The following is a 24,901-nucleotide window of genomic DNA, read 5'->3' on the forward strand; positions in this document are numbered from 1 at the left end:
CCCGGCCGCCGAGGACGAGGAAAGGAAGAGTATGGGAGCCCAGATTAGGGTCTACCGCCAGAAGATCGCATCGACTTCGTCGCTGCGGAAAATCTTCAAGGCGATGGAGCTGATCGCCGCCTCACGCATTGGCAAGGCCCGCAGCCGTGTCGCGGCTTCGATGCCGTACGCCAATGCGATCACCCGTGCCGTTTCTGCTGTGGCTTCGCAGTCCGAGATCGACCATCCGCTGACCACCGAGCCGGAGCAGATCCGCCGGGCCGCCGTGCTCGTGCTGACCTCCGACCGCGGTCTGGCGGGGTCGTACTCCGCGTCCGTGCTGAAGCAGGCCCAGTCCCTGACCGAGCTGCTTCACGGAGAAGGCAAGGAAGTCCGCCACTATCTGGTCGGCCGCAAGGCGCAGGCCTACTTCGACTTCCGGAACATCCAGTACCAGCAGGTCTGGACGGGCGGCACCGACTCTCCGGAGTTCAGCACCGCCCGCGAGATCGGCGAGGAACTGCTCTCCGACTTCAACACGCCGTTCGAAGACGGTGGCGTGGACGAGATTCACATCGTCTACACCCGCTTCAAGTCCATGGTTGTCCAGGAGCCCGCGGTCATCCGACTGCTGCCCCTGGAGGTTGTGGAAGAAGAGGCCACCGAGGAGACCGACCTGCTGCCGCTGTACGAGTACGAGCCGGAGCCCGAACAGGTTCTGAACGCACTGCTGCCGCGCTACATCGAATCGCGTATCTTCGCGGCATTGCTGCAGGCTGCGGCCAGCGAGCTTGCCGCCCGCCAGCGAGCGATGAAGTCCGCAAGCGACAACGCCACGGACCTGATCGAGAAGTACACGCGTCTGCGCAATAACGCGCGTCAGGCAGAGATTACGCAGGAACTCACCGAGATTGTCGGTGGCGCGGACGCCCTGGCAGCGTCCTAATCAGTCCCTGCAGCAACAGCACACATAAACCACGCCATCGAAACTGAGAAGTGAGAAAGATGACTGCCCAAACCATCGAGCACGGAACCGGTTCCGTCGCTACGGGCGCTACCGGTCGTATCGCCCGTGTCATCGGCCCGGTTGTCGACGTCGAATTCCCGGCGGACGCAATCCCCGCAATGTACAACGCGCTCACCGCTGAGGTCACCCTCAACGGCGAGACCCGCACTATCACCTTCGAGACCTCGCAGCACCTGGGCGACAACCTGGTCCGCGCCATCTCGTTGCAGGCCACCGACGGCCTGGTCCGCGGCACCACGGTGCAGGACCTCGGCTCCCCGATCACCGTGCCCGTGGGCGACGGCGTCAAGGGCCACATCTTCAACGTCCTGGGCGAGCCGCTGGACGTCGAAGCCTCCCAGCTGGAGATCTCCGAGCGCTGGCCGATCCACCGCAAGGCGCCGAACTTCGCCGAGCTGGAAGGCTCCACCGAGATGCTGGAGACCGGCATCAAGGTGATCGACCTGCTGACCCCGTACATCAAGGGCGGCAAGATCGGCCTGTTCGGCGGCGCCGGCGTGGGCAAGACCGTGCTGATCCAGGAAATGATCACCCGTGTGGCCCGCAACTTCGGTGGTACTTCGGTATTCGCCGGTGTTGGCGAGCGTACCCGTGAGGGCAACGACCTCTGGGTGGAAATGGAAGAAGCCGGCGTGCTCAAGGACACCGCCTTGGTGTTCGGCCAGATGGATGAGCCGCCGGGAACGCGACTGCGCGTGGCCCTGTCTGCTCTGACCATGGCGGAGTACTTCCGCGATGTGCAGAAGCAGGACGTGCTGCTGTTCATTGACAACATCTTCCGGTTCACCCAGGCCGGTTCCGAGGTTTCCACGCTGCTGGGCCGTATGCCCTCCGCCGTGGGCTACCAGCCGAACCTGGCCGACGAGATGGGCGTGCTGCAGGAACGCATCACCTCCACCAAGGGACACTCGATCACCTCGATGCAGGCGATCTACGTTCCCGCGGATGACTACACCGACCCGGCTCCGGCGACCACCTTCGCCCACCTGGATGCGACCACGGAACTTTCCCGTGAAATCGCTTCGCGTGGCCTGTACCCGGCCGTGGATCCGCTGACCTCGACGTCGCGCATCCTGGATCCGCAGTACATCGGACAGGATCACTACAACACTGCTGTGCGCGTGAAGCAGATCCTGCAGAAGAACAAGGAACTGCAGGACATCATTGCCATCCTCGGCATCGATGAACTGGGCGAAGAAGACAAGATCGTCGTCGCCCGCGCCCGCCGCATCCAGCAGTTCCTGTCGCAGAACACCTACACCGCCAAGCAGTTCACCGGCGTCGAGGGTTCCACGGTTTCGATCAAGGACACCGTGGAAGGCTTCAAGGCCATCTGCGACGGCGAGCTCGACCACATTGCCGAGCAGGCCTTCTTCAACGTGGGCGGCCTGGACGATGTTGAGCGCCAGTGGGCCAAGATCCAGGAACAGACCGGGAAGTAAGGCCTGTGGCTAATATTTCTGCTGAACTGGAAGTTGAGATTGTCGCCGCGGACCACTTCGTGTGGTCCGGCCAGGCAACAATGGTCAAGGCGCGGACCAGCGACGGCGAAATCGGGATCCTGCCCGGGCACACCCCGGTGCTGGCAGTCCTGGCCGCCGGCGAGCTGGCCATCGAGCCTGTCTCTGGTGACCGCATCACCGTGAATGTCGACGGCGGGTTCTTCTCCGTGGACAGCAACCGGGTTGTCATCGTCGCAGACAATGCGACGGTTGGCGACGAGGCCACGGCGACCCGCTAGCCGCCGGTGAACGGTCTCGACATCACGTTCGCCATTCTGGCCGCAGTCTTCCTGCTGCTGGTGTTGGCACTGATTGCCTTCGGAGTGCGCCGCTATCAACTGCGGCGCACTCTGGGCACCTTCGACGCCTCCATCGCCATGCTGCCCGGCAGCTGGCAGATGGGGGTTTGTCGTTACACGGACACCCATTTGGAATGGTTGCGCCTGCTGTCGTTGAGTCCCAAGCCGCGCTACAGGTTCCGGCGCAGCTCGTTGGAACTGCAGGGATGGCGGCAGCCGACCGAAGCGGAACGGGCAAAGATCCAGCCCGGTGCGATCATCGTGATGCTGACTCATGAAAAACAGGATCTGTCGATGGCGATGACGTTCGACGTCTACGCAGGTCTCTCATCCTGGCTCGAAGCCGGGCCGGTGATCGGCATCGGCACCTGGCGCTAGTCCTGGATGTGGCGGCGCGGTTCCCCAGGGAGCCGCGCCGTCAGCCGTTTAACCAGCACAGCCGTGCCACAACCGTAGGATGGAATGCATGGATGAGGTGATAGTGGTGCGCGGGCCCAGCACGCTCAATGGGCGGGTGGAGGTCTCGGGCGCGAAAAACAGCGTCTTGAAGCTGATGGCGGCGGTGCTGCTGGCCGAGGGCCGTTCCACCATCACCAACGTGCCCGATATCCAGGACGTCTGGATCATGTCCGAACTGCTCCGCCGGCTCGGTTGCGCGGTGGACTACGACGTCGACGCCGCCAGCGTCCACATCGACGTGCCGGCCGCGCCGGCGCACCAAGCCGACTACGACCTGGTCCGCGCCATGCGGGCGTCCATTTCCGTGCTGGGCCCGCTGGTGGCCCGCTGCCGCCAGGCCGAGGTGGCGCTGCCCGGGGGAGACGCCATCGGCAGCCGCGGACTGGACATGCACCGGGCGGGGCTGGAGCAAATGGGCGCGCGGATCAGCATCGACCACGGTTATCTGGTGGCCAGGGCGCCGGACGGACTGCACGGTGCTCACCACCGGCTGCCGTATCCGTCGGTGGGGGCTACCGAAAACCTGATGATGGCGGCAACGCTGGCCCGGGGAGTGACGGTGATCGACAATGCCGCCCGGGAACCGGAGATTACGGACATAGCCGACCTGCTGGTTTCCATGGGCGCGCGGATCGAAGGGATCGGTTCGCCGACTCTGGTGGTCACCGGCGTCGAGAGCCTGCACCCGGTGCGCCACAGCACCGTCCCGGACCGCATCGTTGCCGGCACCTGGGCTTTTGCCGCTGCCATCACGGGCGGAACCGTGGACGTGGCCGAGTCCAATCCGGGCCATCTGGCGGTGGTGCTGGACAAGTTGGCGCAGGCCGGCTGCCGGATCACCCGCCGGGATGACGGCTTCACGGTGGAAGGACCCGAGCGTCCGGACCCGATCAACGTTTCCACGCTGCCGTATCCCGGGTTCCCCACGGACCTGCAACCGTTCGTCGTCGCCTTGAACGCCGTAGCCAATGGGCACGGCATGGTGACGGAAAACGTCTTCGAAGCGCGCTGGGGCTTTACCTCCGAACTGTCCCGGCTGGGCGCCGTAGTGAGGCTGGACGGGCACCATGCACTGATTAAGGGCGTCTCGCAGCTCTCCGGCGCGCCGGTCGAGGCCAACGACATCCGAGCGGGGGCTGCACTGGTGATCGCGGGGCTGGTGGCGGAAGGGACCACCGAGGTCCACGGCGTGGAGCACATCGACCGCGGCTACGAGCGGTTCGACGAGCGGCTGCGGGCCCTGGGCGGAGACGTGGTTCGGCTGGGACCGCCGAAGTTGCCGGCCTGACACCGGAAACAGCAGAACCCCTCCGGATTCCTCCGGAGGGGTTCTGCTGGCATTGCGCTGCCGTGGGCTGCGCGGTGCTGAAGCGAAACTAGATGACAGTGACGCCGGTGGCCTGCGGGCCCTTGGCTCCCTGGCCGATCTCGAAGCTCACACGCTGGTTTTCATCAAGCGTCTTGAAGCCGCCCGACTGGATCTCAGAGTAGTGAACGAAGACATCTCCATCTGCCTCATCCGGAGTGATGAAGCCGAAGCCCTTTTCCGCGTTAAACCACTTGACGGTCCCCTGTGCCATTTAAATCTCCTCATCGTGGAACAGAATCAAGCCGGTACACCTCGTACCAACCCGGTTACTCCGTGGAAGGTCCAAACAACATGGCCAACGGGCCGGACGCTGAGGAGCTTCACACTCGCAACATGTCTTGCGAGCATGAAAAACTCACCTACACAAAGACTGAGTTAAGCATCACATAAGCAACATGGGCGGTCAACGGTACAAAGGGCGATTCAATCTAATATTAAGGAAGAGTTCGATTCGTGGTACATCCCACCGTGGGGGTTTAGCCCGGCAGCGCATCCAGCCAGCGGCCCCCGCGTAATACCGCGGTCAAGGCCAACTCTGCGGTGGTCACCAGCAGGTCGGCCCTGAATCCGCGCGACAGCGCACCGGCCTCCTCCGCCAGTCCCAGCACCCCGGCCGGAACGGCGGAGGCGGAGGAGACGGCGGTTTCCAGCGGGACTCCTGCGGCGACCGCACCCCGCACGCAGTCCAGGAGAGTGGCCGTACCGCCCGCCAAAGCGCCGCTGGCGGCCACCCTGGCAACGCCGCCGCTGACGCTCACATCATTGGCGCCCAGCAGGTACCCGCCGTCGCCCAGTCCGGTCGCCGCCATCCCGTCGGATACGAGCAAGACGTTGGCGCCGCCCACCAGATCGAAAACGGTCAGCACGGTCTCCGGATCCAGATGGATGCCGTCCGCAATGAGTTCGACGGCGGCGCGCCCCGCCGAGGCTGCGCGCAAGCAGGCTGCCGCGGCGCCGGGGGAGCGGTGGTGCAGGGGCGGCATCGCGTTGAACAAGTGCGTGACGAGCGGCCGCCGGTCCTCCAAGCCGGCCTGCACCATGCCCTCCGCCGCGCGCACCAGCGAGCCGGCAGCCGTCGCCGCATCGGCGTCGGTATGCCCGAGGGACGGGGTCACGCCGAGCGCCGCGAGCAGATCAACCAGTTTGTCGGCACCGTCCAGCTCCGGGGCATAGGTCATCGAGACCAGCTGCCCGCCGGCGGCCTGCACCAGCCCGGCGGCGAATACGGTGTCCGGTGCGAGCAGATAGTCGGCGTTCTGCGCGCCGCAGCGGGCTGGGGAGAGAAAGGGGCCTTCCGTGTGGACGCCGGCGAGCACGCCCTCGCGGGACAGTTCCCCCAGCAGCCGCACGGCCGCCAGCATGTTGGCTGGGGAACCGGCCATGGCGCTGGCCACCACGGTGGTGGTGCCGCTGCGATGCAGGAAGTCGGCCGCGCGCCGGGCGCCCGCCTCGTCCGCGGAGGAGAAGTCGCCGCCGTAGGCTCCGTGGCAGTGGGTGTCGACCAGTCCGGGCAGCAACAGGCTCTCCGCCGGGAGCTCCACCTGGTGCCAGCCCGCGGGATCGAAGCGGGAGGCGGGGCCGGCATAGTGGATCAGGTCGCCCGCAAAGGCGACCACACCGTCGTCGAGCGTGGTTCCTGACGAGACGATCCGGCCCCGGACGTACTGCTGTTGCGGGCCGGCCTGCCCGGGGGAGTTCATGGTCCGATTCTAGGCCGGGCGCCGGCCCGGCAGCTGAAGGAGAGGCCGCCGGCTCAGAACAGCCGGGACTCGGCGTCGTCCACGCCGCGCATTTCGTCGTAGTCCAGGGTCAGGCAGGCGATGCCGCGGTCGGTGGCGAGCACCCGTGCCTGCGGCTTGATCTGCTGCGCGGCGAAAATCCCCTTGACCGGAGCCAGCAGCGGATCGCGGTTGAGCAGTTCCAGGTAGCGGGTCAGTTGTTCCACCCCATCGATGTCGCCGCGCCGCTTGAGCTCGACGGCCACGGTGCCGCCGTCGGCGTTGCGGGCAAGGATGTCCACCGGGCCGATCGCCGTCATGTATTCGCGCCGCACCAGCGTGTGGCCCGGTCCCAGGCGGTGGATCTGCTCGGCCAGCAGGCGCTGCAGGTCGGCCTCCACGCCGTCCTTGACCAGCCCCGGGTCCACGCCCAGGTCGTGGCTGTACTCGTGCAGGTGCTCGTGGATGCTGATCACCAGGCGGTCATCGCTCTTGGCATGCTGGACGTGCCAGACTTCCTGGACCCCGGACTCGGCATCGTCGGTCTCCGGTTCGGCAACCCGCAGCGTGGCCGGCGGGCTCATCCAGTTGAGCGGCTTATAGGAACCGCCGTCGGAATGGATCAGGACGGAGCCGTCCGCTTTCACCATGAGCAGCCGGGTGGCCAGCGGAAGGTGGGCGCGGAGGCGGCCAATGTAATCAACGGAGCAACGGGCAATGACAAGACGCACAGTAGGCCACTTTACCTTCTGCCCGGTGGGTGGTTCGGCCCGGGCCGCGGCGGTGGGGCAGAATGGATGGCATGCCCCGATCCAACCGTCCGCGCCGCCGTTCGGGGACGGGCAGCAGCAAGTGGACGCGGGAAAGCGAACTCGATCTGGACCGCGCCCGCGCCGGCATCCCCGAGCGCCAGAACGCCCCCGACGGCGAATGGAACGTCCGGCGGATCACCGGCTCGAATGCCGCCAAGGACTACACCTGCCCCGGCTGCCACCGGACGATCGGTCCCGGAATCGAACATCTGGTGGCCTGGCGAGCCGATTCCTTGTTCGGCGGCGAAACGGCGCTGGCCGAGCGGCGGCACTGGCATCCGCGCTGCTGGCAGACCCGCAGCTTCCGTTACCGCTGAGCGGTGAGTCAGTTGCGGTCCTGCCGCACAATAAAGACGTCCTTCAGCAGTAACATCACCGACGCTGCAACCGGAATCGCCATCAGCGCGCCCAGGACCCCGAGCAGCGAACCGCCGGCAATCACCGCGATCACGGCCACGGCCCCGGGAACCGCAACGGCCCGCTGCATCACACGCGGCGACACGAAATAGGCCTCGATCTGCAGGTAGGCAAAATAAATCACGGCGAACAGCGCCGCCGTCTGCCAGCTCACGGTCAGGGCCACCAGCGAGACGAGCGCACCGGCAATCACCGCACCGATTAGCGGGATGAAGGCCAGCAAGGCGACGACGAACGTCAGCAACGCGGTGAACGGCACCTGGGCAATGGACATGGCGATGAAGGCCACCGTGGCGTTGATCAATGCCACACAGGCCTGGCCGATCACGTAGCTGCCCACGCTGCTGCTGATCTCTTCGGACAGGCGCTGAACGTGCTGGCGCTTGGACCGCGGTGCCAGCCGGTAGGCCCAAACCTTCAGGGCCGGAAGCGACGCCAGAAAGTACAACGTCAGCACCAGCACGATCAGCGCGCCGAAGGCACCTTGGAGGACTGCGCTGCCGACGCCCAGGACACCGCCGAAAATACCGGTGACGTTCTCGGAATTGGCAAAGAACTTGGCCAGTTCCACATCTATGCGCTCACGGACCTGAAACTGTTCATCGATGCTCTGGAAGAACGCCGAGTTCAGGAAGTTGTCGACATAGCGGGGGGCGTTGGCCACGATCTGGGTGGTCTGGTTGACGATGGTCGGGATCAGCGTTGAGATAAAGGCGGCGACCAGTCCGGCCAGGATCAGCACCACAATGATGACGCCGGCCGGACGCGGCAGCCCCTTGCGTTCCAGCCAGTGGACGATCGGATCGAGCCCGAGGGCAATGAACAGCGCCGCCGCAATCCAGGCCAGCAGTCCACCGACGTTGGTGAGCACAAAGTAGAGCAGCAGGGCGAAACCGACGCCTACCGTAGCCATGAAACCGAAATGGATCGGATGCCGCGCGGCGGACAAGTCTGTGCTGGCCTGTTCAGGGCGTGCAGCCGACGGGCCATCTCCCTCGGGCGGCATCTCGAACCGGATGCGCGGCCTGGCGCGGGGCATGGACGCCCCGATGCGCCCGAGAGCACCCAGGACCGCACGCTGCCGTGCCGCCGAGATCGGCGCGGATTCCGGTGTTCCGGCCGCTGGTTCGCCCGATGAAGTGGCCGCGGCTCGAGCGCCGTCGGCGTCCTCTTCGTTGCCCGCGCCGGGCATCGGACCGTCCCGGTGTTCGTTCACGCAGCATCCTCACTTCCGCCTGCAGCCGCTGAAGCTACGGGCGGGCGCTTTGTCACGCGGTAGGCAGCAACGGCGCAGGATGCGGTCAATTCTGAGCGAAAGACTACCAGCATGGCGGTGCTCTGCAGCGGATGTGGCCAGCGGGCGGGGGCTGCGTCGGCACCGCTGGGAACCCGGCTTTGCGTGGACCGCGAGGCGGTTCGTTACCATAGGGTTATAAAGTTTAACCGACGCCGGGCAACCGCTCCGGTCCTCGAGGCTTGGGCGGACCTGCAGCCCTTCCTTCCTGCACGATCGACGATTGGTATTTTTGTGCGTTTCAAGATTTCCGTGGCCCTGATGGTGATCGGGTTGTTGGCCATCGCGCTGGGCATCGCCCAGCGCACAGTGTGGGCCCCGCCCGAGCGGGCATCCGCCAGCTACACGGCCGACTCCACCGCGCCGGTGACCGTCATTGACCCGGAAGTCTTTGGTGTCCATGAGGAAGAAGTGGACGTCTCTGTGGAGGCCGACGGCGACTTCCTGATGGCCATCGGCCGCGCCGGCGACGTCGACGCCTGGGTGGGGGAGGCAGCGCACACCTCCCTGACCGGGATCGAGGACGGCCAGCTGCAGGGCACCGTGACCGAGGGCGACGCCAAAGTGCCGAACCCGGCCGGATCGGACCTCTGGGTGAGCGAGGAGCAGGCCGAGGGCAGCATCGAGCACCGTTGGCTGGCCCCGGGCGACGGCGAGTGGTCCATCCTGCTGGCCGCCGACGGCAGCGAGCCGGCTCCGACCAACGTGACCGTGACCTGGCCGAACGACACGTCCGTTCCGTGGTCGCTTGCCCTGATCATCGTGGGCGCCCTGCTGGTGGTGCTGGGCGTGGCGATGGCCGTGGTGTCCCGCCGGCCGAACCGCCCGTCCGCGGGCGACGACTCGCCGGGCAACGACTCGGGCCCCCGCGGCGGAACCGGCAAGCGGGCCGTCGCCGGTCCGGCGACCGCGACGCTGGCCAAGACGGACGCCGACGTACCGACCGGCCGCGCTGATGAAGCGGCGCCGGCCAAGCCCGGAACCGAGAGCCCGGAGGAGAGCTCCCGTACCTCCGGCCGCCGTTCCCTGATGGTGCGCCCCGCGCTTGGCCTGCGCGCCGCGGCGGCGGCGGGCACCGCCGTCGTGCTTGCCGCCGGCACAGTGCTGCCGGCGCAGGCAGCTGCCTCCCCGGAGGCCGAGGAAGCAGCAGGTTCCCCGGTGGTTATGGAGAGCCAGCTGACTCGGATTATGGATTCGGTGGCGGCTTCTGTTTCGAATGCCGACAAGGCGCGGGACGCCGGCAAGCTGGAGCCGCGGGTCGGCGGAGCGGCGCTGACTGTCCGCGAGGCCAACTACACGGTGCGGGCCGAAAACGGCAAGGCGCCTGCTCCGGTTCCGGTGGCCGCCGGACCGATTCTGGCCTCGATGGTCAGCACCAGTGCCGAGTGGCCGCGGACCGTGGTCGCGGTGACCGAAGGCGAGGACAATCCGGTACCGCAGGTGATCGTGCTGACACAGCAGGATCCGCGATCGAACTACCGGATGATGGGTGCCATGCAGATGCTGCCGGGAACCACCTTCCCGCAGGTTTCCACCGAGAGCAGCGGTACGCCGGCCGTGCCGCTGGATGCTGAGGACGGTCTGCTGTATTCGCCGCAGGCGGCCGTGAAGATGGTCGCCGAGAATCTGGACAGCGGCAAACACCAGAACAAGATCGGCAAGAACACCTTCTCCGACCAGATCCAGAAGATCCAAAAGGACCAGGTCAAATCCAACAAGAGCGCGGACATCTCGTTCCGCCGCAGCGTCGACAATAAATCGCTGAGCGCGCTGCGCACGGCCGACGGCGGTGCCGTGGTGTTCGGCCACATTAGGTCGGTGACCAGGAGCGTGCCGGCCGAAGCCGGCGCAACCGTGGAACTCTCGCCCGAGTTCGCGGCGCTGGCAGGGGAAGATTCCACCACCGAAGGCGTGGACGTGACCTACAGTGAAGCCGTCTTCCTGCGCGTGCCTCCCGCCGGCTCCGATGAAAAGCTCACCGTGGTCGGCGTGGCCCAGGGCCTGGTGGACGCGAAGCTGAAGTAGGGCCAAGCCCGGCCGGGGCAACCCGGTCGGGCAGCGTCGCTTTCCGCCCCGCAATTCCGGACGCACACCGAGACGTATTAGTGTGATGTTATGACCACTCCAACTCCAGAGCAGGGCCCCGCGCCGTCTTCCGTCAGCCTGCGCGGCGCCGTTGACCTGTCGGCGCTGAAAAGGCCGCAGCAGCCTTCTGGCGCTGCGCCGGCCGCCGGGGCGCCGGCAGCGGGCGACGGCGACACCGCAAGCTTCATCGTCGAGGTCAACGAGCAGAGCTTCCAGCCGCTCGTCCAACTCTCCGCCCAGGTCCCCGTGATCGTGGAGTTGACCGCAGCCTGGAGCGACCTGGCGCAGCAGCTGGCCTCCGCCTTGGCCGAGGTGACCAACGAATTTGCCGGCCGGTTTGTCCTGGCCCGGGTGGACGTCGACGCCAGCCCCGGCATCGCCCAGGCCTTCCAGCTGCAGAGCGTGCCCGCCGCCGTCGCGCTCTTGAAGGGGCAGCCGATCCCGCTGTTCCAAGGTGCGGCGTCCGCGGACGAATTGCGCCAGTTTGTTAACGAGCTGCTCAAGGTGGCACAAGCCAACGGCGTGACCGGCACCGCTCCGGGCACGGCAGACGCTCCCGCCGAGGAGGAGAAACCGCTGCCGCCACTGCATCAGGAAGCCTTCGATGCCATCGAGGCCGGCGACTACACGCGGGCAGCGGCGGCCTACCAGAAGGCGCTGGCCGAACAGCCGGCCGACAACGAGGCCCGCACGGGGCTGTACCAGGTGCAGTTGCTGGAGCGGCTGCAGGGTGCCGATGCCAACGAGCTGCGCCGCGCCGCCGCCGACCAGACCGACGATTTGGCTGCCCAGCTGGCCGTAGCCGACCTGGACGTGTCCGGCGGGCATGTCGAGGACGCCTTTGCGCGCCTGGTCGGCTTCATCAGCCGGCATGGCGGAGACGAACGGGAAGCGGCCCGCGCGCGGCTGGTGGAACTGTTCGATGTGGTGGGCAGCTCCGACCCGCGGGTCTCGAAGGCACGCCAGGCCCTGGCGCGGGCGCTCTTCTAAATGGTGCAGGCTTCAGCCGGCGGCCTGTTCGAGCCGATGCGGCTGCGCGGACTGCAGTTGGCCCACCGCGGCTGGGTGGCCCCGATGTGCCAGTACTCGGTCCGCCGGGACGATGCGCCCGGAACGCCGAACGACTGGCACCTGATGCATCTGGGCCAGTTCGCCGCCGGCGGGGCGGCGCTGATTCTGACCGAGGCGACGGCGGTGAACGCCGCCGGCCGGATCAGCCCGCAGGACACCGGCATCTGGACCGACGCGCAGGCGCAGGAGTGGAGCCGGATCACCGAGTTTGTGCACCGCTACGGTTCGGCGGACACCAAAATCGGCGTCCAGTTGGCCCACGCCGGGCGCAAGGCGTCGACGTACGCGCCGTTTGCCCGCGAATCCGGTTCCGTACCGCACGCCGAGGGCGGTTGGCAGACCGTCGGTCCGACCACCGGGCCTTTCGGCCGCTACGCTGCGCCCGCGACACTGGACGAAGCAGGCATCTTGCAGATTGTGGCCGACTTCCGCGACGCAGCGGTGCGTGCGGTCTGGGCGGGTTTCGACACTGTCGAGATCCACGGCGCCCACGGCTATCTGCTGCACCAGTTCCTGTCCCCGCTGGTCAACACCCGCACCGATGAGTGGGGCGGTTCGGCGGCCAACCGGGCGCGCCTGCTGCTGGCGGTGGTGGACGCGGTCCGCGGCGTGATCCCGGATGCCATGCCGCTGCTGCTGCGTGTCTCCGCCAGCGACTGGTCGGACGGAGGCCTGGAACCGGAAGCGGTGGCCGACGTCGTATCCCAGGCGGCCGCCCGCGGCGTGGACCTGGTGGACGTGTCCAGCGGCGGCGCGGTGCACGGCGTGAACATTCCGCTGGGCCCCGGCTACCAGGTGCCTTTCGCCGCAGCCATCCGCCGCCGGACCGGCGTCCCGACCGGTGCCGTCGGGCTCATCACCACGCCGGCGCAGGCCGACTCGGTTATCAGGGAGGGATCGGCCGACGCCGTGCTGCTGGCGCGGGCGGCGCTGCGCCATCCGCACTGGTGGCAGCGCGCCGCCGTCGAACTGGGCCACGACCTGGCGTGGGCGCCTCAGTACGAACGTGCCGCCGTGGCGGAGAATTATTAGTCCTTGCGGATGATGTCCGCGTGGGCGCCGCGTTGTTAGCGTGGCAGTATGACTTCGCATCCATCACAGCCCCCGGTCCAGCAGCCGGACGACCAGGACCCCGGCCTGCCGCCGGCGCCGACCGGCGGCGCCGAGGCTTCAGCTCCGGCCTACGGGGCTGAGGCCCCCACATCCGCCTACGGTGCCCAGGCACCCGTTCCCGCCCTGGCCGTGCGCGGTCTGGCCAAGCGGTTCGGCGAGAAGATCGCCGTCAACGGCGTCAACCTGGACGTGCCGGCCGGGTCCTTCTACGGGCTGGTCGGCCCCAACGGCGCCGGCAAGACCACCTCGCTCTCCATGGCCACCGGGCTGCTCCGCCCCGACTATGGTCAGGTCTGGGTGCACGGCGTGGACGTCTGGGCCGAGCCGCTGAAAGCCAAGCGACTGATGGGCGTGCTGCCCGACGGCGTGCGGCTGTTCGACCGGCTGACCGGCGAGCAGCTGGTCACCTACGCCGGTTTGCTGCGCGGCATGGACCGGGAGACGGTGGCCGCACGCGTGCCCGACCTGCTCCGGGCGATGGACCTGACCAACGACGCAGGCACCCTGGTGGTGGACTATTCCGCCGGTATGACCAAGAAGATTGCGCTGGCCACGGCGCTGATCCATGCGCCCAAGCTGCTGGTGCTGGACGAGCCGTTTGAGGCCGTGGATCCGGTCTCCGCCGCGAACATCCGCGACATCCTCCACGATTACGTGGCCTCCGGCGGAACGGTGATCGTCTCCAGCCACGTGATGGACCTGGTCCAGCGTATGTGCGACCACGTGGCGGTGATCGCCGGCGGCAACGTGCTGGCCGCCGGCACCGTGGACGAGGTCCGTGACGGTGCCAGCCTGGAAGAGCGGTTTGTCCAGCTGGTCGGCGGCCGGACCCAGTCGGAGGGGCTCGAGTGGTTGCGCACCTCGTAAGGCTGAAGCTGACGCTGCTGCGCAACGGCTTTAAACGCAGCCCATGGCAGCTGGTCGGCGTGATCCTGGGCGGGCTGTACGCCATCGGCGTGCTGGCACTGCTGATCTCCGGATTGTTCTTCCTCAGCTACACCGAGCCGGAGATGGCGCGCATGGTGGTGGTGCTGGGCGGATCCGCCGCCTTCCTGGGCTGGGCGCTGATCCCGATGATGGCCACCGGTGTGGACATGACACTGGACCCTGCCCGCTTCGTCACCTACGCCGTACCCATGCGGCAATTGCTTTTGGGGCTCGCCATCGGCGGCCTCGTGGGCATCCCGGGCGTGGTGACCCTGGTGGCAGCGCTGGGGCATGCGGCCGCGTGGTGGCAGCACCCGGTTGCGCTCGTGGCCGCCGTGCTGTGCGCGGTGATCGCCACGCTGACCTGCGTGGTGCTCTCCCGCGTGACCACGTCGGCGTCCACCACGCTGGCCAGCTCGCGCCGGTTCAAGGACATGAGCGGGGTCATCGGCATCATCCCGCTGGTGCTGCTGGGGCCCATCATGCTCGGCATCACCGAGGGCTTCCGCAGCTCGCAGGACTTTCTGCCGTCGCTCGCCGAGGGCCTGGCCTGGTCGCCGCTGGGCGCGGTCTGGGCGGTCCCGGGTGACCTGGCGCTGGGCAACTGGGGCGCCGCGGCGGCCCGGCTGCTGATCGCGGTGGCCTTCCTGGCCGTGATGGCCTGGCTGTGGAAGCTGAGCCTGGCCCGCGCGCTGGTGACCCCGCCGTACAACGCGGTGTCGCGCAAAGCCGGCGGCAAGCTGGGCTGGTTCTCCCGAATGCCCGCCACTCCGGCCGGAGCGGTGGCGGCGCGGGCGCTGATTTACTGGTTCAAGGATCCGCGCTATGGCGCGTCGCTGGTGTCCATTCCGCTCATCCCGGTGGCGGTCTTCTTCGGCCTCTCGCAGACCGGCGACTTCACCTTCATGCTCTGGCTCGGCCCGATGCTCGCCTTCCTGCTGTCCTTCGGCATTTCCGCGGACATCGCCTACGACAACACGGCGTTTGCGCTGCATGTCAGCACCGGCGTGAGCGGCCGGGACGACCGGATCGGGCGCGCCGTTGCCTGCGCGGTGATCGCCGTGCCGGCCACCGTGCTGCTGACCGTGCTGCCATTCGTCTTCATCGGCGAATGGCACCTGCTGGCCCCCGTTTCCGGGGTGGCGCTCGGAGTGCTGCTGACCGGGCTGGGGCTGTCCAGCGTGGTCTCGGCCCGGTACACCTACAATGTGCCGCTGCCCGGGGAGAGCCCGTTCAAGACGCCTCCGGGTTCGACCGCCCGGATGATGCTGGTCCAGCTTGGCGGCCTCGGCGTGCTGGTGCTGCTCTCGCTGCCGGAACTGGTGCTGGCGCTGATCGGCGTCTTTACCGGCGATCCGCTGTGGGGCTGGCTGGCCCTGCTGGTCGGCGTCCTGCTGGGCGCCGTGCTGCTGGTGGTTGGCATTGTGCTGGGCGGCCGCTGGTATGACCGCCGCACGCCGGAACTCCTCCAAGCTGTGGCGAAAAACAAATAGCAGGCAAACTCACCTGCCACGGCAGGCGAGGACGACGGCGGAGGCAGCCTCCGCCGTCGTCCTTCCTTTTCCAGGGGTTAAGATGGTTGGCATGAGTCTTCCCCCGGATCCTTTCGAAAACGACCCCCGCGCACCGCAGACCCCGGGCGGGTCCACCGCGACGATCGAGCGTGAAGAACTCCGCGAAGAGCTTGAGCCAGGCGACCGCGAACGCTTTGCGCATTATGTCCGCAAGGAAAAGATCATGGAGTCGGCGCTGTCCGGCGAACCGGTGATCGCCCTGTGCGGTAAGGTCTGGGTGCCCGGCCGCGACCCGAACAAGTTCCCCGTCTGCCCCGACTGCAAGGCCATTTACGAAGGCCTGCGCCCCGGCGGCGACGATTCCGGCAAGAAGAAGTAGCCGCTCCCACTTAACCGAAGCGGGCCCATTCGGCGCCCGCTTCGCTTTCGCCTGCCTGCAAAGAAAGTTAGCCCTGGTTCCTTGATGACCGAATCCACTGCCGTCCGCGCGCCCGGCGCTATGTCGGCTGCCTACCGGCCGCTGACGCTGGGCTTGCTGGCAGTGATCACGCTGGCGGCCTTCGAGGCAGTGGCGGTGGCTACGGCGATGCCGGTGGTGGCGGCGGATCTCGAGGGAAAGTCGGCCTACGGGCTGGCCTTCTCCATGTTCCTGACCGCCTCGCTGCTGGCCAGCGTGGTGGCCGGCGTCTGGTGCGACGCCATGGGCCCGCGACCGGCGCTTGGCGCGGGACTGGTGCTGATGGTGGCCGGCCTGGTGCTGTCCGGAGTGGCCGGAGAATTCTGGATTTTCACCGCCGGAAGGGCCGTGGCCGGGCTGGGCGGCGGCTTCGCCATTGTCGCCGTATATGTGATCATCGGGCAGGTCTATCCGCAGCGGATGCAGCCGGTGGTGTTCGGCTGGCTGGCCGCGGCCTGGGTGGTGCCCTCGCTGGTAGGGCCGCTGGCCGCCGGCGTGGTCGCGGAGTACATTTCCTGGCGCCTGGTGTTCTACGGGGTGGCGCCCATCTTCCTGCTGGCCGTGCTGGTGATCTGGCCGCGGACCCGGAGCGTGGGCGCACCGGAGAACCCGACCACGGACCGGCGCGCCGGACGACTGCAGGCGGTGCGCGGCCTGATGCTGGCCGGCGGCGTGTTCCTGGCCCAGTGGGCGCTGTTCGAAGCTGTCGCCGGCGGGCCCGCCTGGCAGCTGGTGCCGTTGTATGCGCTGGCGGCCGGGGGAGTGGTGCTGGCACTGGTGGCGCTGCCCAAGCTCATGCCGGCCGGCACCATGCGCTTGCGCCGGGGGCTGCCCAGTGTGATTGCCACCCGCGGACTGATCAACCTGGCGTTTTTTGGTGCCGAAGCATTCATCCCGCTGATGCTGGTGGCCGCGCACGGGATCTCACCCGCCACCGCAGGCCTGGCGCTGACGGCCGGCGCGGTCGGCTGGAGCATCGGCTCGTGGGTGCAGGCCCGCGTGCAGACCGCGCGGCACCGGATGCTGGTGGTCGGCTCCGGCATCCTGACCGCCTGCATGGGGCTGATGGCGCTGGTCTCGGCGCCGTCGGTGCCGCTCTGGGCGCTTATTGTGGTCTGGGCACTGGCCGGGTTCTCCATGGGGGTGGCGTTGTCCACCACCTCGGTGCTGGTGCTGCAGATGTCCGCTCCGGAAGAGCGGGGACGGAACTCCGCGTCACTGCAGCTGGCCGACCAGCTGGGCGGCGTGGTGGGCACCGCGGGAGCGGGAGCACTGTTTTCGCTGCTGCGCGATCCGGACAACCCCGGCGCGATCGGCGTCTACGTGGTGATCTGGCTGGTGCTGGCCGTGGTGGCCGCCGGCGGCATCGCCACCGGGTGGCGCAGCGCGGAACGGACGGAAGTTAGACAGGAACAACGGGAGGAGGCCACCGAATGAACAACGACACACTATTTGGCGCGGGACCGGTGCTGCCGCCGGCATACCCGGAGCGGGCCGCGTGGGGCACGGCGCCCAAGCTGCGCCAATGGCAGGCCGAGGCCCTGCAGAAGTACTTCGAGATGGCACCTCAGGACTTCCTCGCCGTGGCGACGCCCGGCGCCGGCAAGACGACGTTTGCGCTGCGCGCGGCCACCGAGCTGGTGGACCGCGGGCTCATCAACCGGATCACCATTGTGGCGCCGACTGACCACCTCAAACGCCAGTGGGCGGACGCCGCCGCGCGGGTGGGCCTGGCCATTGACCCGAACTTCAAGAACTCCGACGGTTCGCACGGCCGCGACTTCATCGGCGTCGCCGTCACCTATGCGCAGGTGGCGATGAAACCGATGCTGCACCGGGCCAAGACCGAAGCGGCGAAGACGCTGGTGATCCTGGACGAAATCCACCACGGTGGCGACGCGCTCAGTTGGGGCGACGGCATCCGCGAGGCCTTCGAACCGGCCGTCCGCCGGCTGGCGCTGACCGGTACCCCGTTCCGCTCCGATACCGCGGCCATTCCCTTCGTGGAGTACGCCGAAGACAAGGACGGGATTCGCCGCTCGCGGGCCGACTACACCTACGGCTACGGCAGCGCGCTGCGCGACCATGTGGTCCGCCCGGTGATGTTCATGGCCTACTCCGGCGAAATGCGCTGGCGGACCAGCTCGGGGGAGGAATACGCGGCTTCGCTCGGTGAAGCCGCGGTGACCAAGGACATCACCGCGCAGGCGTGGCGGACGGCGTTGAATCCGCAGGGGCAGTGGATTCCGTCCGTGCTGGCCGCCGCCGACAAGCGGCTTACCGAGGTCCGCCGGGCCGTGCCCGACGCCGGCGGGCTGGTGATTGCCACCGACCACGACGACGCACGTGCCTACGCCGGCCAGCTGAAGAAGATCACCGGCGAATCCGCCACGATAATCCTCTCCGACGACGCCGGAGCCTCGGAGAAGATCGAGTCGTTCTCCGCCGGCGACAGCCGCTGGATGGTTGCCGTGCGCATGGTCTCCGAAGGCGTGGACGTCCCGCGGCTGTCAGTCGGCGTCTACGCCACGTCCACCGCCACGCCGCTGTTCTTCGCCCAGGCCGTGGGCCGCTTTGTGCGTGCCCGGAAGCGCGGCGAAACCGCGTCCGTCTTCCTGCCGTCGGTGCCGAACCTGATGGAACTGGCCAACCAGATGGAGCTGGAACGCGACCACGCGCTGGACCGGCCGGACAAGGACAACGACGAAGGCTTCATCCCCGAAGAGGCCCTGATGGAGCAGGCCAACCGGGAAGACAAGGCCTCCGACGAGCTGACCAAGCAGAAGTTCGAAGCCCTTGACTCCCAGGCCTCCTTCGACCGGGTACTGTTCGACGGCGCCGAGTTCGGCACCGGCGGAGAGATCGGCAGCGAAGACGAATTGGACTTCCTGGGCATCCCCGGCCTGCTCGACGCCGAGCAAGTAGGCGTGCTGCTGCGCCAGCGCCAGCAGGAGCAGCAGACCCGCAAACGCCAGCGGGCCGGCGGAGCTGCCGCACCCGAGCCGGCGCCGGTCTTGGTGGACCACCGGCAGCTGACCGAATTGCGCAACCAACTGGCCAAGAACGTCTCCGCCTGGTCGGCCCGCTCGGGCATGCCGCACGGCGTCGTCCATTCGGAGTTGCGCCGGGTCTGCGGCGGTCCGGCCGTGGCCCAGGCCAACGAAGAGCAGCTTAACAAGCGGCTGAAGAAGCTCCAGGACTGGTTCATCGGCCGCAAATAACCACCCCCGGTGATCGACCAAAGGCGCTTGCGCCTGCGTGGAGATCCGCCTGCGTGGAGATCCGCCCCCGGTGATCGACCAAGGCCGCTTGCGGCCGCGTGGAGATCCGTCGGCGTGGAAATCGGGCTCGCCATCGTCCTGTGGAAAACGCCTGCCGATCCCGCAAGTTTTGGCACACTGGTGCTCCAAACAGGAGGCGGCATGCCATACATGTACATCCTGCAGTGCGCGGACAACAGTTTTTACGTCGGGAGTACATGGGACCTTGAACGGCGGATTAGTGAGCACGGATCCGGTGAAGGAGCTGCCTACACGGCGCGCCGCCGGCCGGTTCGACTTGTCTACTGCGAGGAATTCAACCGCGTAGAAGACGCGTTTGCACGGGAGAAGCAGGTTCAGAACTGGGGCCGTGCCAAACGCATTGCACTTATCGAGGGCCGCCTAGATGATCTCAAGAGCAATATGAACTAGGCGTATGTCCCACCCAAGCGGGATCTCCGCGCAGGCGCGGGCGCCTTTGGTCGATCACCGAGGGGGCTGGGGCGGGATCTCCACGCAGGCGCAAGCGCCTTTGGTCGATCACCGAGGGGGCTGGGGCGGGATCTCCACGCAGGCGCGAGCGCCTTTGGTCGATCACCGAGGGGCACTCAGCGCCTTTGATCGATCACCGGGGGCCGGAGAACTACTCGATGATGTCGATGCCGTTGTCGCTGAATTCGGCCAGTGTCTTCTCCACGCGCTCGGCGTTGATTCCCGCCGACAGCGTCAGGTTCACTGATGTGGTGTAGCCCGCCTGGACGGCGTCGAGGGCCGTCTGCCGGACGCAATAGTCGGTCGCCAGCCCGGCCACCACTACTTCATCCACCTCGTGTTCCTGCAGCCAGTCGTCCAGACTGGGCATCTCCGTCTCTTCTTCTTCCTCGTTGCCCTCGCGCTCGCCGGTGGCTACTTCGTCGGCCGGTGCCAGCAGGCCGTCGAAACCGGAGTAGCCGGCGTCGAACTGGCCCTTGCGGAAGTAGGCGTCAATCCGGTCGGTGTCCAGATCGGGGTGCAGGTCGGCCCCGCGCGTGCCTGCCACACAGTGCCGCGGCCAGCTGTCGACGAAGTCCGGTTCCTCGGAGAAATGGCTGCCCGGTTCTATGTGCCAGTCCTGCGTCGCCACCACGACGTCGTAGTCGTCCGGCCGGGTGTCCAGGTGCTCGCTGATCTCGGCGGCAGTTTTCGCGCCGCCGTCGACCGCCAAGGTGCCTCCTTCGCAGAAGTCATTCTGAACGTCGACGATGATCAGTGCTCGGGTCATGGCTGCTCCTCGAACTCGGTGGGAATGGCGGCCTCGCCGCGCTGCAACCGGTGTACGGCGCCGGGCAGCTCGGTCATGGAGGCGGCGTGGCGTTCAGCGGCGCGGCGAACGCCTTCGTCGCCGGTCCAGCCATCCGCCAGTTTGCCGTTGGTGACAAATTGCTGCAACAACGGCCGGTCATTGCCGTCGTCCAACGGCCGATGGCCAATACCGATCACCTCGGCAGTGGCGGCGCCCCGCTGGTTGAGCCGGCGCAGCGCGTACTTGCGGCCGCCCATGGAAATCTTGTTCTTCGAGGCCTTCGCCACCGAGACCTGCTCGCCGTCGGGGCCCTCGCGGCTGACCAGCTTGTAGACCATGCTGGCGGTGGGGGCGCCCGACCCGGTGACCAGTGCGGTGCCGACGCCATAGGAATCCACCGGAGCCGAGGCCAGCGAGGCGATGGCATATTCGTCCAGATCGGACGTGACGGTGATGCGGGTGTGGTGGTTGCCCAGATCGTCCAGCAACTTGCGCACCCATTGCGCCTGGGCAATCAGGTCGCCGGAATCCAGCCGCACCCCGCCCAACTCGGGACCTGCCAACTCCACGGCCGTACGGACTGCGGTCTCGACGTCGTACGTGTCTGCCAGCAGGGTGGTCCCCACGCCCAGCGAAGCCAGCTGCGCTTCGAACGCCTTCTGCTCGCTGTCATGCAACAAGGTGAAGGAATGGGCGGCCGTGCCCACCGTCCGGACGCCGTAGCGGTAGCCGGCTTCCAGATTGGAGGTGCTGGAGAAACCACCAATGACCGCGGCGCGGGCCGCCGCAACGGCCGACTCCTCGTGCGTGCGCCGGGATCCCATCTCGATACAGGGGCGGCCGCCGGCCGCGCCGGTCATCCGGGAAGCTGCCGAAGCAATGGCGCTGTCGTGGTTCAGCACGGACAGGATGAACGTCTCCAGCACGCACGCTTCGGCGAAGCTTGATTCCACAATCATGATCGGCGAGTAGGGGAAATACGCCTCGCCCTCGGCATAGCCGTAGATGTCGCCGGAAAAACGGAAATCGGCCAGCCAGTCGATGGTTTTCGCGTCCACCACGTCCGTGCGGGCCAGGAAATCCAGCTGGTCTTCCGAGAAGGTGAAGTGCTCGATGCCCTCCAGGATCCGGCCGGTGCCGGCCACCACTCCGTACCGGCGTCCCTCGGGCAGCCGCCGGGCGAAGGCCTCGAAGACGGAGCGTCGTTGGGCCGCGCCGGAATGCAAGGCGGCCTGGAGCATGGTCAGCTCATAGTGGTCGGTGTACAGGGAGGTGCTGGGGTGTCTCCAGCCGGCTGCAGTGTTCACATCCTCGACTCTAATCCTGTGTTCGCCGTCTGAGTACTTCAGGGCCGCTGGCAAGCCCTGAAGCGGCGCCTGCCTACAATGGAAGTCATGACCGTGAGCATGCTTCCCTCCTGCACAACCGTGCTGGACGCGGATATCGAGACATCCCGACGCACGGAATCGTCTGAACTTACGGCCAAAGACGTCCCGTGGGTCGTCATCGTGTGGAACGACCCGGTCAACCTGATGAGCTACGTCAGCTACGTCTTCCAAAGCTACTTCGGTTATTCGGAGGCCAAGGCGCACAGGCTGATGCTTGAAGTGCACCAGCTGGGCAAATCCGTGGTGGCGACCGGCAGCCGCGAGCAGGCCGAGCGGGACACCGTGGCGATGCATTCGTTCGGCCTGTGGGCCACCTACCAGAAGGCGGACCAGGCGTAGATGGCCAAGGCATTCAAGCGCACGCGCAAGGGGATTACCGGGTTTCTGGAGCCGGCCGAGCGGGAACTGATCGGGAAGCTGTTCGGGGACGTGATTTCCATGCTGGAGATCGACCGGAAGGACGAGGATCCGCTCGCGGCGATGGTGGGCCTGGACCTCGACGCCGCCAAGCCCCAGGACGCGGCCCTGCTGCGGCTGCTCCCCGACGCGGTACAGCACGACGACGGCGAGGCGCTGGAGTTCCGCAGGCTCACCGAGCGCTCCCTGCGCGAGGACAAGCTCGGTGCGCTGCGGGCCAGCGCGCTGCTGCTGGAACACACACCGCTGCAACTGACCGACGAGCAGGCCCGGCTGTTCGCGCGTGCCACCAACGACGTCCGGCTGGTGCTGGCCGAGCGGCTGGACATCCACACGGATGAAGACGCGCAGGCTCTGCATGAGATCGACGACTGGTCCCAGGCCGAGGATCTGGAGACCTACCTGGCGCTGGTCTACAACTTCATGACCTGGCTTCAGGAAACGCTGATGCAGGCGCTGCTGGACGGGCTGGAACGCCACCGCGGCGACGAGCGCTAAAGCTCCGCGGCGCCGCAGAGGGAAGCCTCCGCCGTCGTCAGGGGTGTGAGATGGCTTACAGAAGCCGCGCAGAAGTTCGCCCAACCGGCCGTGCACGTCTTATCCTCTAGTGAATATGAGCCCGGAAAGGCAGTGACACGGAAGATGTTGATCCAACCCGCAGCTCCGATCGGCATCTTTGATTCCGGGGTGGGCGGGCTGACTGTTGCACGCGCGGTGATCGACCAGCTGCCGAACGAATCCATTCTGTACGTGGGCGACACCGCTAACGGCCCGTACGGCCCGCTGCCGATCGCCGAGGTGCGCGCGAACGCCCTGGGCGTGATGGATGAACTGGTCGACGCCGGCGTCAAGCTCTTGGTCATTGCCTGCAACTCGGCCTCCGCTGCCGTGCTGCGCGACGCCCGGGAGCGTTACACCGCCCGCTACGGCATCCCGGTGATCGAGGTGATCCAGCCAGCGGTCCGCCGCGCCGTCGCCTCCACCCGCAGCGGCCGGATCGGCGTGATCGGAACCTCGGCCACCGTCGGCTCCCGTGCCTACGAGGACACCTTCGCCGCCGCGCCCCACCTGGACGTGACCTCGGTGGCCTGTCCTCGTTTCGTGGAATACGTGGAAGCCGGCGTCACCGCCGGGCAGGATCTGCTGTCCACCGCCGAAGAGTACCTGGAGCCGCTCAAGCGTGCGGACGTCGACACCTTGGTGCTGGGCTGCACCCACTATCCGCTGCTAACCGGCGTCATCTCCTATGTCATGGGCGACGGCGTCACGCTGGTGTCCAGCGCGGAAGAGACCGCCAAGGACGTCTACCGTTCACTGGTCTCGCACGATCTGCTCCGGCCGGAGGGAACACCGGGCCAACACCACTTCGTCGCCACCGGCGACGCCGCGTCCTTCGAAGTGCTGGCTCGCCGGTTCCTGGGACCGGAGGTGATTGCGGTGGAGCATGTGGACCACGTGGCCGCCCACTATCCCACCGGCAGCATGGCCCGGATTACCCCGGAAATGGTCGCCGCCGCACGCGCCGGCGCGGCAGCGGAACCCAAGGTCTCGCCGTTTGCCGGCACGGCTCGGCTGCCCAACCAGGGGGAGCGGGCATGAACCTGACCATCATCGGCTGCAGCGGCTCGTTTCCCGGGCCGCTGTCGCCGGCGTCGTGCTATTTGGTAACTGCCGACGACGGCGAACGCGTCTGGCGGATCCTGCTGGACCTGGGCAACGGCGCCCTGGGGACCGCACAGCGTTACATGGAACTGGAGGACATCGACGCGATCTTCTTGAGCCATCTGCACCCAGACCACTGCATGGACCTGTGCGGACTCCATGTGGCCGTGCGCTGGAAACCCGGCGGCTGGGCCAAGGGCCGCATTCCCGTGTGGGGGCCGGCGGCCACCGCGGAACGGATGGCCACGGCCTACGGGCTCGAGTTGGATCCCGGCATGACCGAGGAGTTCGACTTCCACCACTGGTCGGAACGGGAGCCGGTCAAGCTTGGCCCGTTCACCATCACGCCCTACCCGGTACGCCATCCCGTGGAAGAGGCCTACGCCATCCGCGTCGAGGCGACCGAACCCACCCCCAACGGGCCGGTGACGCGCGTGCTGACCTACTCCGGTGACACCGACAGCTGCCCCGAGCTGGTTGAAGCAGCCACCGGCGCGGACATGTTCCTGTGCGAAGCCGCCTTCCATGAAGGGCGCGACGACGCGGTCGACGGCGTGCATCTCACCGGGAAGCGCGCCGGCGCGGCCGCCACCGAAGCCCACGTCCGGCGGCTGCTGCTGACCCACCTGCCGGTCTGGAACGATTCCGTGCGGACCGTCAACGAGGCCCGCGAAACCTACCAGGGCGATTTGGCCGTGGCGGTGGCCGGCGTCAGCTACATCGTCTGACTCGCCGCCGGAGACGCTGCGCTCGTGCCTCGCCGGCGTGCGGAAGCAGGCTGCGCCGTCGTGCCTCAGCGGCACATTCGTGAACGCCGCCCGCGCGCGGAAGCCTGCGCCGTCGTGCATT

General features: G+C 67.3%; 25 protein-coding genes. 19 read left to right on the plus strand and 6 right to left on the minus strand.

Going from position 1 to position 24,901, the window contains the following annotated elements; all coding sequences use genetic code 11:
• Nucleotides 1-31: 31 nt before the first annotated feature.
• From AB0N75_RS09850 to murA, 5 genes are all read left to right on the plus strand, one after another.
• Entirely contained in the window at nucleotides 32-925 is an 894-nt protein-coding gene (locus AB0N75_RS09850) for a F0F1 ATP synthase subunit gamma (protein ID WP_364648643.1), read from the plus strand.
• Nucleotides 926-984: 59 nt separating this feature from the next.
• Nucleotides 985-2,448, plus strand: a complete 1,464-nt coding sequence (atpD, locus tag AB0N75_RS09855; RefSeq protein ID WP_353917296.1) for a F0F1 ATP synthase subunit beta — start codon at nucleotides 985-987, stop codon at nucleotides 2,446-2,448.
• Between the two features lie 5 nt (nucleotides 2,449-2,453).
• The gene (locus AB0N75_RS09860; protein ID WP_241915008.1) at nucleotides 2,454-2,747 is read left to right on the plus strand and encodes a F0F1 ATP synthase subunit epsilon; all 294 of its coding nucleotides are present in this window, start codon (nucleotides 2,454-2,456) and stop codon (nucleotides 2,745-2,747) included.
• A gap of 6 nt (nucleotides 2,748-2,753) precedes the next feature.
• Nucleotides 2,754-3,185: a DUF2550 domain-containing protein gene (locus AB0N75_RS09865; RefSeq protein ID WP_364648647.1), complete on the plus strand. Its 432-nt coding sequence runs from the start codon at nucleotides 2,754-2,756 to the stop codon at nucleotides 3,183-3,185.
• 88 nt (nucleotides 3,186-3,273) lie between these two features.
• Entirely contained in the window at nucleotides 3,274-4,554 is a 1,281-nt protein-coding gene (gene murA, locus AB0N75_RS09870; protein WP_364648650.1) for a UDP-N-acetylglucosamine 1-carboxyvinyltransferase, read from the plus strand.
• A gap of 88 nt (nucleotides 4,555-4,642) precedes the next feature.
• On the opposite strand, the gene AB0N75_RS09875 is transcribed toward murA, so the two are convergent.
• The 3 genes from AB0N75_RS09875 to nucS form a co-directional block, all read right to left on the minus strand.
• On the minus strand, nucleotides 4,643-4,846 hold the full coding sequence (locus tag AB0N75_RS09875; RefSeq protein ID WP_136787594.1) for a cold-shock protein: 204 nt from the start codon (nucleotides 4,844-4,846) through the stop codon (nucleotides 4,643-4,645).
• Nucleotides 4,847-5,111: 265 nt separating this feature from the next.
• Nucleotides 5,112-6,335, minus strand: a complete 1,224-nt coding sequence (locus AB0N75_RS09880) for an amidohydrolase family protein (RefSeq protein WP_364648654.1) — start codon at nucleotides 6,333-6,335, stop codon at nucleotides 5,112-5,114.
• A 53-nt stretch (nucleotides 6,336-6,388) separates the two neighbouring features.
• Nucleotides 6,389-7,084 (minus strand): endonuclease NucS, encoded by a 696-nt coding sequence (nucS, locus tag AB0N75_RS09885; RefSeq protein ID WP_364648657.1) that lies wholly within the window; start codon nucleotides 7,082-7,084, stop codon nucleotides 6,389-6,391.
• Between the two features lie 71 nt (nucleotides 7,085-7,155).
• Here nucS and AB0N75_RS09890 point away from each other — a divergent pair, with 71 nt between their 5' ends.
• On the plus strand, nucleotides 7,156-7,482 hold the full coding sequence (locus AB0N75_RS09890; RefSeq protein ID WP_127511466.1) for a hypothetical protein: 327 nt from the start codon (nucleotides 7,156-7,158) through the stop codon (nucleotides 7,480-7,482).
• A gap of 8 nt (nucleotides 7,483-7,490) precedes the next feature.
• Here the strand turns inward: AB0N75_RS09890 and AB0N75_RS09895 are convergent, their stop codons facing one another.
• Nucleotides 7,491-8,621 (minus strand): AI-2E family transporter, encoded by a 1,131-nt coding sequence (locus AB0N75_RS09895; RefSeq protein WP_364648798.1) that lies wholly within the window; start codon nucleotides 8,619-8,621, stop codon nucleotides 7,491-7,493.
• Nucleotides 8,622-9,110: 489 nt separating this feature from the next.
• Here AB0N75_RS09895 and AB0N75_RS09900 point away from each other — a divergent pair, with 489 nt between their 5' ends.
• From AB0N75_RS09900 to AB0N75_RS09940, 9 genes are all read left to right on the plus strand, one after another.
• A complete protein-coding gene (locus AB0N75_RS09900; protein ID WP_364648660.1) occupies nucleotides 9,111-10,901 on the plus strand; it encodes a hypothetical protein in 1,791 nt (596 codons plus the stop codon).
• A 90-nt stretch (nucleotides 10,902-10,991) separates the two neighbouring features.
• Nucleotides 10,992-11,951 (plus strand): tetratricopeptide repeat protein, encoded by a 960-nt coding sequence (locus AB0N75_RS09905; protein ID WP_364648663.1) that lies wholly within the window; start codon nucleotides 10,992-10,994, stop codon nucleotides 11,949-11,951.
• Nucleotides 11,952-13,064 carry an NADH:flavin oxidoreductase/NADH oxidase gene (locus tag AB0N75_RS09910; RefSeq protein ID WP_364648665.1) on the plus strand — a complete coding sequence of 371 codons (1,113 nt, stop codon included), beginning with the start codon at nucleotides 11,952-11,954 and terminating at the stop codon, nucleotides 13,062-13,064. It begins immediately after the preceding gene.
• A 48-nt stretch (nucleotides 13,065-13,112) separates the two neighbouring features.
• A complete protein-coding gene (locus AB0N75_RS09915; protein WP_364648667.1) occupies nucleotides 13,113-14,012 on the plus strand; it encodes an ABC transporter ATP-binding protein in 900 nt (299 codons plus the stop codon).
• A complete protein-coding gene (locus tag AB0N75_RS09920) occupies nucleotides 13,994-15,565 on the plus strand; it encodes a transporter (protein WP_364648669.1) in 1,572 nt (523 codons plus the stop codon). The genes AB0N75_RS09915 and AB0N75_RS09920 overlap by 19 nt, the downstream gene beginning before the upstream one ends.
• Nucleotides 15,566-15,647: 82 nt before the next feature.
• Nucleotides 15,648-15,965, plus strand: coding sequence for a DUF3039 domain-containing protein (locus AB0N75_RS09925; RefSeq protein WP_364648672.1), 318 nt, complete (start codon nucleotides 15,648-15,650; stop codon nucleotides 15,963-15,965).
• A gap of 84 nt (nucleotides 15,966-16,049) precedes the next feature.
• Nucleotides 16,050-17,480: an MFS transporter gene (locus tag AB0N75_RS09930; protein WP_364648675.1), complete on the plus strand. Its 1,431-nt coding sequence runs from the start codon at nucleotides 16,050-16,052 to the stop codon at nucleotides 17,478-17,480.
• Nucleotides 17,477-19,264, plus strand: a complete 1,788-nt coding sequence (locus AB0N75_RS09935) for a DEAD/DEAH box helicase (protein WP_364648677.1) — start codon at nucleotides 17,477-17,479, stop codon at nucleotides 19,262-19,264. Before AB0N75_RS09930 ends, AB0N75_RS09935 begins: the two co-directional genes overlap by 4 nt.
• Nucleotides 19,265-19,378: 114 nt before the next feature.
• On the plus strand, nucleotides 19,379-19,735 hold the full coding sequence (locus AB0N75_RS09940) for a GIY-YIG nuclease family protein (RefSeq protein WP_364648680.1): 357 nt from the start codon (nucleotides 19,379-19,381) through the stop codon (nucleotides 19,733-19,735).
• A 211-nt stretch (nucleotides 19,736-19,946) separates the two neighbouring features.
• On the opposite strand, the gene AB0N75_RS09945 is transcribed toward AB0N75_RS09940, so the two are convergent.
• Both AB0N75_RS09945 and AB0N75_RS09950 read right to left on the minus strand, forming a co-directional pair.
• Nucleotides 19,947-20,564, minus strand: a complete 618-nt coding sequence (locus tag AB0N75_RS09945) for an isochorismatase family protein (protein ID WP_364648683.1) — start codon at nucleotides 20,562-20,564, stop codon at nucleotides 19,947-19,949.
• Nucleotides 20,561-21,892, minus strand: coding sequence for a nicotinate phosphoribosyltransferase (locus AB0N75_RS09950; protein ID WP_364648686.1), 1,332 nt, complete (start codon nucleotides 21,890-21,892; stop codon nucleotides 20,561-20,563). Before AB0N75_RS09950 ends, AB0N75_RS09945 begins: the two co-directional genes overlap by 4 nt.
• Nucleotides 21,893-21,991: 99 nt before the next feature.
• Here AB0N75_RS09950 and clpS point away from each other — a divergent pair, with 99 nt between their 5' ends.
• From clpS to AB0N75_RS09970, 4 genes are all read left to right on the plus strand, one after another.
• Complete coding sequence (gene clpS / locus AB0N75_RS09955) at nucleotides 21,992-22,312, plus strand: ATP-dependent Clp protease adapter ClpS (RefSeq protein WP_364648801.1); 321 nt, start codon at nucleotides 21,992-21,994, stop codon at nucleotides 22,310-22,312.
• On the plus strand, nucleotides 22,313-22,888 hold the full coding sequence (locus tag AB0N75_RS09960; protein WP_364648689.1) for a DUF2017 domain-containing protein: 576 nt from the start codon (nucleotides 22,313-22,315) through the stop codon (nucleotides 22,886-22,888).
• A gap of 144 nt (nucleotides 22,889-23,032) precedes the next feature.
• The gene (gene murI, locus AB0N75_RS09965; protein ID WP_364648692.1) at nucleotides 23,033-23,989 is read left to right on the plus strand and encodes a glutamate racemase; all 957 of its coding nucleotides are present in this window, start codon (nucleotides 23,033-23,035) and stop codon (nucleotides 23,987-23,989) included.
• Complete coding sequence (locus AB0N75_RS09970; RefSeq protein ID WP_364648695.1) at nucleotides 23,986-24,780, plus strand: MBL fold metallo-hydrolase; 795 nt, start codon at nucleotides 23,986-23,988, stop codon at nucleotides 24,778-24,780. The genes murI and AB0N75_RS09970 overlap by 4 nt, the downstream gene beginning before the upstream one ends.
• Nucleotides 24,781-24,901: the final 121 nt, after the last annotated feature.

This window comes from Arthrobacter sp. NPDC089319 (assembly GCF_040684925.1).
GTDB lineage: Bacteria > Actinomycetota > Actinomycetes > Actinomycetales > Micrococcaceae > Crystallibacter.